Raw genomic sequence first — 5,416 nt, 5'->3', positions numbered from 1 at the left:
TGCCACGTTGTAGACAAAAGCCCAAAACAGGTTCTGCCGTATTTTGGCCACAGTGCGGTCAGAGATGTCCAAAGATGCGGACACCAGCGACAGGTTGCCACGCATCAGCGTGATGCCGGCCGCGTGCATGGCGACATCGGTGCCGCCCCCCAAGTTGGCCATGGCGATGCCCACATCGGCCGCGGCCAGGGCGGGCGCATCGTTGACACCGTCGCCCACCATCACCACCGTCAATCCCTGTTGTTTCAGGGATGTAATTTGTGCGGCCTTGTCGCCTGGCAACACATTGCTGATGACCTCCTCTGGCTGCAAGCCGACCCGTTTTGCCATGGCCAGCGCGGCGGCGGTGTTGTCGCCCGAGAGCATCATGACCCGTATGCCGCGTTTCCTCAGGGTGGCAATGGCCGCACTGGCCTCAGGTTTGGGTTCATCACCAAAGGCCAGCACCGCCAAGGCCTGCAAGCCGGCGGGTGTTTGCTGTGCCATGATGGCCAGGGTTGCCCCCTGGTTCGCCAGGTTCTGCAAGTGCTGCTCCAGGGTGTTGGTTTGCACCCCCAGCTCCTGCACCCAGCGCAAGCTGCCAATCAGATAGTCTTCTCCGTTGACTTGGCCGCGCAGACCCTTGCCCGGGATGCTCTGCAATTGCGTCACCGGTGGCAAGACCAGTCGCTTGTCCAGGGCTGCCGTGACCACAGCACGGGCCAGCGGGTGGCCACTGCCGCTCTGCAAAGCAGCTGCCAGGGTTAACAAGGCGTCTGAATCAGCCTCTGAAGTCACGGCAAAGTCCGTCAATCGCGCCTGGCCCAGCGTCAGCGTGCCGGTTTTGTCAAACACCACCACGTCGGCCTTGTGCGCCAGTTCCAGCGCCTGTGCATCCTTGATCAAAATACCGTGCTGGGCAGCAATGCCGGTGCCTGCCATGATGGCCGCGGGCGTGGCCAGCCCAAGGGCGCAAGGGCAGGCAATCACCAGCACGGTAACGGCGTTGATCACAGCCACTTCAAAGGATTGACCACTCAGCAACCAGCCCAGCAGCGTGATCAGCGCAATCACCAGCACCACGGGAACGAAGACAGCGCTTACCTTGTCCACCAGGCGCTGAATCGGTGCCTTGGCAGCCTGCGCGTCTTCGACCAGGCGGATGATGCCGGCCAGCACGGTGTCGACGCCGGTGGCCGTCACTTTCACGACGACCCGGCCATCACCGTTCAGGGTGCCACCTGTCACTTTGTCCTGCAGGGCTTTCGACACCGGCAATGGTTCGCCCGTGAGCATCGATTCGTCCACCTGGGTCTGGCCTTCCTGCACCAGGCCATCGACTGCAAAACGCTCACCCGGGCGCACCACCAGCTCGTCGCCCACCAGCACTTCATCAATGGGCACATCCGTTTCACCGTCCAGCCCCAGCAAATGCGCGGTCTCGGGTCGCAAGGCGTGCAGGGCGCGAATGGCCGAGGTGGTCTGCCGCTTGGCCCGGGCTTCCAGCCATTTGCCCAGCAGCACCAAGGTGATGACCACGGCGGAGGCTTCAAAATAAAGGTGTGGCAGGGTCCCGGGTGCGGCACTTAACCACAACCAGACAGACAGTGCCCAACCGGCGCTGGTGCCCATGGCCACCAGCAGGTCCATGTTGCCGCTGAGTGCCTTCAGGGAATGCCAGCCCGCCTTGTAAAAGCGTGCCCCCAGAACGAACTGCACCGGCGTGGCCAGCATAAATTGGAGCCAGGCCGGCAGCATCCAGTGCTGGCCAAAAAGATCGGCCAACATGGGCAGCATCAAGGGTAATGACAGCGCCAGACCCAGTGCCACGGGTCCGAAACCGGCCCAGTTGGATTCATCGGGCGCGTCGATGGCGGCATTGGCTGCCACCGGCTCGTAACCGGCATCGCGCACGGCGCGCCGGAGCCGGGCCTCGATCTGATCTGATGGCAACACCATCACGCGGGCTGATTCTGTGGCCAGGTTCACGCTCACTTCCTGCACACCGGGCACTTTTTTCAGCGCCCTTTCAGCGCGGCCCACGCACGACGCACAGGTCATGCCGTGAATACCAAGGTCAACGCGCAAGGGGTCGGGGTGAGTTTGAGGAGTTGTCATGAGAGGTAGAGCCGGAAAAGATTCGCAAGGTTCACAATACGCGCTTTTGTGGTCGTCGTATTTTCGAGGGATTTGAAATGAAGCAAACTTTTACCGTGACCGGCATGACCTGTGAGCATTGTGAAAAAGCGGTGGTGCGCGCTGTTCGGCAACTTGACCGATCAGCGGAAGTGACGGCCGATCGCACACAGAACCTTGTTGAGGTGGATTCCGAGCAGCCGCGCGAAGCCCTGGCACAGGCAATCGCTGAAGAAGGTTACCAGGTTGCGGCCTGAGAGCAGCCGCGCATGAACGACTCGGCATTGATGGCGCTGCTGACAGATTTATACCCGTCACTGGCCCAGGTTCGCCCGGCACCAGATGCCCCGGAATCAGGGCTGGTGCCCTTTGAGGTGCCGGCCAATACAGTGCTGTTTAGCGAAAACACGCCTTGCCAGGGCTTTCCATTGGTGCTGAGTGGTGAAATCAAGGTCTCGCGCAACTCGGGCGATGGCCGCTCGCTGGAACTGTACCGGGTGGTGTCTGGCGAGTTGTGCCTGGTGTCGAGCGCCTGCCTGTTCAGGGTCCAGCCGCTGACTGCTTTTGGCATCACCACCAAACCCAGCACGCTGTTGCTGGTCAAGCCGGAATTATTTGGGCGCTGGCTGGAAACACCCGCGTTCCGCAACGAAGTGCTGGGCTTGTTTGCCGAGCGCATGGCCGACCTCACCAGTCTGATTGATGCCGTGGCGTTTCAACGCCTGGACCGCCGTCTGGCCGCCGCCCTGCTGGGCCGGGGCCAGCAGCTCAATGTGACGCATCAGACCCTGGCCGATGAGCTGGGCACGGTGCGTGAAATGGTGACCCGCCTGTTGCGTCGTTTTGAGCGTGAGGGCTGGGTCAGCCTGGGCCGTGAGCAGATTCAAATCGTCAACGGTGCAGCGTTGCGCAAGCTGGTGAGTACCCAGCCGAACTGAGCGCATGCCAACAGGGCTCGGTGACTTCAGTCACAGACTTGTTGCATGCCGCCAGCGTCTAATAGGCTCCCTTACCATTCAATCCTGGAGTTCTCATGAAATCAAACGTTGGCGGCATTGACCGCATCTTGCGCATTGTGCTTGGCCTGGTGCTGATTGGTCTGACGCTTACCGGCACCGTCGGTGTCTGGGGCTGGATCGGCGTTGTGCCGTTGGCCACCGGCGTCATTGGCTGGTGCCCGCCCTATGCCATTTTTGGCTGGAACACCTGCTCAACAAAGCAGTAACTCAAGTCATCGCCACCTCGCCGCCCAGCGCTTCAAGCAGCGCTGGCAGCGCCTTTTGCAGCTCACCGGTGGCAATGGCCACGTCGGCATCAAAGCCGTCGTCCTTGCCGGTGCTGGCGCCTTCAAAAACCACGTCCAGAAACGCCACTTTTTTGAGTTGCAGCCCCTCGGTGAGCACAAACGAGACCCGGTCGTTCCAGGTCAGGGCCAGGCGCGTGGGCATTTTTCCGCCCTCGATGTGCTGCCTGACCTCGTCGGTGTCAAGCCGGTGGCGGGCATAACGCACCACGGCTTTGGATTCATCGGCAGCCTTGAGTTCGGACTCCCGGTCCACGCTGAAACCTGAAGGTGCTTGCTGGCTGACCAGCCAGTCAGCCATGGCCGCGGTCGGAGAAATTTGGGTGTTGACCAGGCTCAAAGCCAGTCCAGGCAGGCCTTGCACCAACAGCGTGATCAGTTCATCGGCGCGGGCCTGGCTGCCGGCATCCGTCACCAGCGTTTGCGCCTCGCGGTCGATCCAGACGGTGCTGCTGGACTGCTTGGTAAAGGCCATGGGTAGCAGTTCCAACCGGATGTCGTCTTTTATGTCGCGGGTTTCTTTTTTACCGGGTTTTCGCCCGGTGCTGGCTTCAATCTGGGCCACGCGCTCCTGCGCCTTGCGGTTGACTACCGAGGCGGGCAGGGCGCGGGTCTCGGTCATGAGTTTCAAAACCCACTGACCGGCCACAGTTTCCAGCAGCGGGCCGTTGGCCTCGCCGCGCGGCTCGATCCAGCCGACCGATTTTTCCTGGGACGCACCACACTCGACAAAGTGGTTGTCCTGCAGGCGGGCTTCCACCTCTTCGGCAGCCAGGCTCCACCCTGGAGCGATGCGGTACATGATGACGTTCTTGAACACGGCTGACCTTCTAAAAATGCATGCAAATGCGAAACCGTCGATCATCCCATCAATCCGCCGGCATCCCTTGAAGAAACGCTGCAAAACTTTACAAAGCTTTGATGCAGCCTCATGCTTTCGATACACGGGCGTCGCATACTTCTTTTCACGCCGATGCCACTTTCAGGCCATTGGCTTTAACTTGAAGGACATGATGATGAAAACCAAACTCAAACTTTCTCTGGTTGCCGGCCTGATGATGGCCGCTGGCCTGGCCTACTCACAAGGCGGGATGGGTGGCGCCCAATGCGACATGATGGGTGGTCAGTCCGCGGGGATGCACGGGATGGGTATGGGCCACCACAGCATGGGCAAAAAGGATCCGGCCAAAATGCAGGCCCGCATGGAGCAGCGCCAGGCGGCCCTCAAGGCCCAGCTCAAGCTCACCGCCGCGCAAGAACCTGCCTGGACCACTTTCACGGCCGCTCTCAAACCGCCGGCAGGCATGATGAAGGATCGGCAAGCGACCATGGCTGACATGGCCAAGCTCACCACGCCAGAGCGCATGGACAAGATGAAAGAAATGCGCGCCCAGCGCATGGCTGAGATGACTGCCGCCATGGACAAGCGCGCCGAGTCCACCAAGACCTTCTATGCTGTTTTGACCCCCGAGCAGCAAAAGGTTTTTGATGCCCAGGCCATGCAAGGCCGCGGCTCACAAAAGGGTATGCACGGTGGCAAAGGCATGATGCAACCCAAGGGCTGAGTTTTTACTAGCCAGTTTTCTGGCACCAGACTTCTCAGGGGCGGCATTCGCAAAGCGCGGGTGCCGCCCCTGGTCTTTTTAGGCTCTGAAACATTTCGCTTGCCTGCTTGTGGCAACATTCGCCTGTTTCATTTCTTTACCCGCCATGTCCAACTCTTTGCCATCTGCCCAGAATCCGGGTTCATCCGGCGCCACGATTCTTGTCCGAACCATTGGCGCAGCTCAGCCGATCTCCTGGTTGATCAGGGGGTGGCATGACCTGACCCGTTGCGGCTGGATCAGCGTGTTGCACGGTGCGCTGCTCGCGCTGATCGGTGCCGTCATGCTGGGGGTGGCGCATGATCGCTTCTGGTTCCTGGCCGGCGCATTTTCGGGTTTTCTTTTGGTGGGCCCGGTGTTGGTCACCAGTTTGTATGCCTTGAGTCGCAGCCTC

At 60.6% G+C, this 5,416-nt stretch carries 6 protein-coding genes and 1 pseudogene; 5 read left to right on the top strand and 2 right to left on the bottom strand.

The features are described 5' to 3' along the window. The coding region (locus tag GPS82_RS02485; protein WP_296490637.1) for a heavy metal translocating P-type ATPase at positions 1–2,097 on the bottom strand (2,097 nt) is incomplete at its 3' end. A 77-nt stretch (positions 2,098–2,174) separates the two neighbouring features. On the opposite strand from GPS82_RS02485, the gene GPS82_RS02480 reads away from it, so the two are divergent. The 3 genes from GPS82_RS02480 (at position 2,175) to GPS82_RS02470 (ending at position 3,340) form a co-directional block, all read left to right on the top strand. Further along, positions 2,175–2,372: a cation transporter gene (locus tag GPS82_RS02480; protein WP_296490635.1), complete on the top strand. Its 198-nt coding sequence runs from the start codon at positions 2,175–2,177 to the stop codon at positions 2,370–2,372. 12 nt (positions 2,373–2,384) lie between these two features. Beyond that, on the top strand, positions 2,385–3,053 hold the full coding sequence (locus GPS82_RS02475) for a Crp/Fnr family transcriptional regulator (RefSeq protein ID WP_296490634.1): 669 nt from the start codon (positions 2,385–2,387) through the stop codon (positions 3,051–3,053). A gap of 95 nt (positions 3,054–3,148) precedes the next feature. Beyond that, on the top strand, positions 3,149–3,340 hold the full coding sequence (locus GPS82_RS02470; protein WP_296490633.1) for a DUF2892 domain-containing protein: 192 nt from the start codon (positions 3,149–3,151) through the stop codon (positions 3,338–3,340). A gap of 1 nt (position 3,341) precedes the next feature. Here the strand turns inward: GPS82_RS02470 and GPS82_RS02465 are convergent, their stop codons facing one another. After that, complete coding sequence (locus tag GPS82_RS02465; RefSeq protein ID WP_296490632.1) at positions 3,342–4,238, bottom strand: recombination-associated protein RdgC; 897 nt, start codon at positions 4,236–4,238, stop codon at positions 3,342–3,344. A gap of 196 nt (positions 4,239–4,434) precedes the next feature. Between GPS82_RS02465 and GPS82_RS02460 the strand changes: the two genes are divergently transcribed. Together GPS82_RS02460 and GPS82_RS02455 are read left to right on the top strand one after the other, a co-directional pair. Beyond that, entirely contained in the window at positions 4,435–4,983 is a 549-nt protein-coding gene (locus GPS82_RS02460; RefSeq protein ID WP_296490631.1) for a Spy/CpxP family protein refolding chaperone, read from the top strand. 145 nt (positions 4,984–5,128) lie between these two features. After that, a pseudogene (locus GPS82_RS02455) lies at positions 5,129–5,416 on the top strand (hypothetical protein); the annotation flags it as partial.

It is taken from the genome of Rhodoferax sp. (genome assembly GCF_011391645.1).
Classification (GTDB): domain Bacteria; phylum Pseudomonadota; class Gammaproteobacteria; order Burkholderiales; family Burkholderiaceae_C; genus Rhodoferax.
Note: the sequence above shows the minus strand (reverse complement) of the source record. Positions and strands in the feature narration are given on the sequence as shown.